The organism is Desulfovirgula thermocuniculi DSM 16036, from assembly GCF_000429345.1.
GTDB lineage: Bacteria > Bacillota > Desulfotomaculia > Desulfotomaculales > Desulfovirgulaceae > Desulfovirgula > Desulfovirgula thermocuniculi.
Map to the genome: position 1 here is coordinate 1 of NZ_AUBR01000108.1, position 2,862 is coordinate 2,862.

Annotated in this window: 3 protein-coding genes; all 3 read right to left on the reverse strand. The window is 62.4% G+C overall.

The window, feature by feature from the left end:
- A partial coding sequence (locus G454_RS19625; protein WP_211230125.1) for a putative amidoligase domain-containing protein occupies nt 1-1,086 on the reverse strand: 1,086 nt, incomplete at its 3' end.
- A gap of 358 nt (nt 1,087-1,444) precedes the next feature.
- Nucleotides 1,445-1,822: a hypothetical protein gene (locus tag G454_RS21125; RefSeq protein WP_156896847.1), complete on the reverse strand. Its 378-nt coding sequence runs from the start codon at nt 1,820-1,822 to the stop codon at nt 1,445-1,447.
- Between the two features lie 695 nt (nt 1,823-2,517).
- Nucleotides 2,518-2,862 (reverse strand): hypothetical protein (locus tag G454_RS21925; RefSeq protein WP_027719213.1); only part of this gene is annotated, 345 nt, incomplete at its 5' end.

The window sequence follows — 2,862 nt, forward strand, 5'->3', positions numbered from 1 at the left end:
GCCCCAGGCGGCCCGGATGCGGAGGCTCCTGGGGACGCCCTGCCGGAAGAACTCCACCAAGTAGGCGGCTTCCCTTTCGGTGAGGCCGCCCACCCGGATATAATCTTCTACTCCGGGCGGGTCGTTGTACTCGAGCGCCCGTCCGGAGTAGAACTTGGTCACGAGGTTCCGTGCCAATTTAAGCACGGTCCTCGCGACCCGGGGGTTCGAGAACACCGCGGCCGGCGGGGTGCGGTACTCGAACCCCCAAGGTTTGTCCTCCCAGGCGGAGAGACGGCGGTAGTCTCCGCGCGCCTCCCCCGAGAGTGGGAGGGAGGGTTTTCCTATGAAATCGTCGAGGAGCTCCAAGAGCTCCCCGGGGGGCTCCCTGTCGGGGATGCCCCCGATGTGAATGTGGCCACCGCAGGGGTACTTGTGCCCCGCGGCGTCTAAGTCATATTTGGGGAACCTCTTAGCGAACTCTTTGATGAGTTCACGAAGAGATCTCACCACTTGGGACGGGGTTCCCGGTGCGGGGCGGAGCTCGACTTGGTTCCTCGCCCCGTCCGTGCCAATGCTGTCTCCCATGTCGAGGTAGTCATCGGCACTAACGAGGGTGTTCCCCCGCCACATCTCAAACTCCGGGTCACCCCCTACGGTGACCCGGGAATTCTTTGAGAGAGTGCTTGTTGCAAACTCTCTCAAAGCTTTTCTTTTCTCGGCCTCCGTGAGGGGTTTTAACCCCAGAGCGGAGGCGAGGCGGGGGATTACCTTCCGCGCCAACTGGACGCTCTTCCAGTTGTGCGACCAGTCGGTCGCGTAGAGGGAGCGGAGGCGGGGCAGATATAGCCCCGCGAACCTATCGTTCACATAGACGACGACGCAGGGCTCACCTGCTTCGTCTTTATAGACATATCCCCGCCAGTCGTAGAAGATGTCGTCATCATCTGGCGGGGAATCAACATCTATATGGATTTCGTTGACCTCTTTGTAGGCCAACGAAATCTTAGAATAAAAAGACGCCGTGTAAGGAGCAATTACTCCCTGGTCGTCATGGCTCCTGACGACCAGAAAATACTTTTTAAGCAGATCTTTCAGGTCGACCAACCGTTCATGCAGTCGGTCGTTAGGAAAAATCCTTTGAATAATCTTCATAGTATAAGGTGCGGCGGGCCCCCGGCGGCCCGCCGCACCAACACCTCCTTATTCTGGTATTGGTTTGGCGGGCCTGCCGGGATGGCCCGATTCGACGGGGCAACTAGGCTTTAGCCCCTCCCGGTGTGTGTTGCCTAGTGGGGTAGGCGGCCGCCTCCGACCCCGACTTATCCGGGGCCGATCTGCCTCAACCCCCTTTGCGGCAGGTTGATTTCTTTCCTCCCCGCCCTTTTTGGATTGCCCACCACCACCGGGCGGGGGAGGAAAAGTCTTGGCCGCGTTACCTGCCTGGCAGTATAGCTGGGCGGCCCTAAGCCACCACCGCGAAGCGGCGGCAGCCTACAACTTGGCCCTTCTCGTCCCGGACCAGATCGTCCGGGACGAGGAAGTCTTCCCGACGGACGGCCTGTGCCACCGGGAGGGAGACAATGTAGTAGATCCCCTCCTGGTACGGCGGCAGATCCGCCGCGGGGTCGAGGGCCTTCCGGACTACCGGGACGCCCCCGACATCGCCAGCCGGGGAGACCGCCTCCGGCAGCCGGAGGGTCCGGCCGCTCGGTGGCACGGTGAAAGTCACCGTACCGTTCTCCCCCACCACGGTCACGGGGTGGGGGGTGAGATTGATGATCATCGCTTTTTTCATGGTTAGGCCCGCGGGCCTCCCGGCGCCGGCCCGCGGGCAAAACACCTCCTTGTGGTGTTTTTCCTGCGGGCCTGCCGGGAAAACCCCTGCTCGCCCCGCTTGGAAGCGGGGAAAAATTTTAATCTCGCCCCCGCAAAGAGGGGGGGAACCTGAGCCTCGCCCCCGTAATGGGGGGAAAGGGAAGGAGGGCTTTCCGGAGTCTGTGCGCCCTCCCCCGGGTCCGCGGGCGCGCCCGCGGCTCCGGGGCAGGGCACGCGCCCCGAAAAAACGAGGAGGCCGCGAGAGCTACGGCCTCCATTCTCTTCCAGTACATATGTCCCCCGCAAAACCTGTAACCGGATCGGCGAAACCCGCGCCGGGACTGGCTTTGCGGGATCGGGTCTTTTGTAACCTGCCTGTAACCTGCCTGTAACCTGCCTGTAACTTCTTGTAACCGCCTTTTTTGGGAATTAGTTGTATTTTTCGCTACGACTTTTTTTTCAGTTCGCGGCCGGTGTTGATTGCCGTCCTCTTCCAGTACCATCCTTTTCCAGTGGATATATACCCCCTGGAAAACCGGAAACCGATCCTTTTGAGCCCGCGTGGTTTCTGGCTTTCAGCGATCCGGCCTACCGGAAACCGACCGGAAACCTGCCGGAAACCTGCCGGAAACCCTTTATCGGGAATCTCGCCCCGCCTGGCGCGGGGGAAACGGGAACTCGCCGCCCCGAGGGGCGGGAAACTTTCTTTAAAATTTTACCTCATCCTATATACCTCATGCAAGAGGGCAGGCCGGAGATCTCCAGGTCCTCCTCCCGACACCAGAAATACCCCGGCGGCAGGTTCCCGGCCTTGGCGCCGGCGGCAACGACCGCCACGCACCTGCCCGGCGGAAGCACATCGAAGGGCAGCACGGCCACCGGGAGGGCGTCCCCGCTGGGGAAGAGTGCCGTGCCGCCGGACACCCTGCCCCCGCTCTGGGCGAGCCTCGCGGCGAACCACCCCAGGGCCCGCTGCCGCAGGAACGACGCCGGGTCCCACACGGAGTGGGCGCGCGGCAGCCAGAGTTCCTCGCCCGCCAGGAAGGCCCTGGCGGCGTAGGCCGC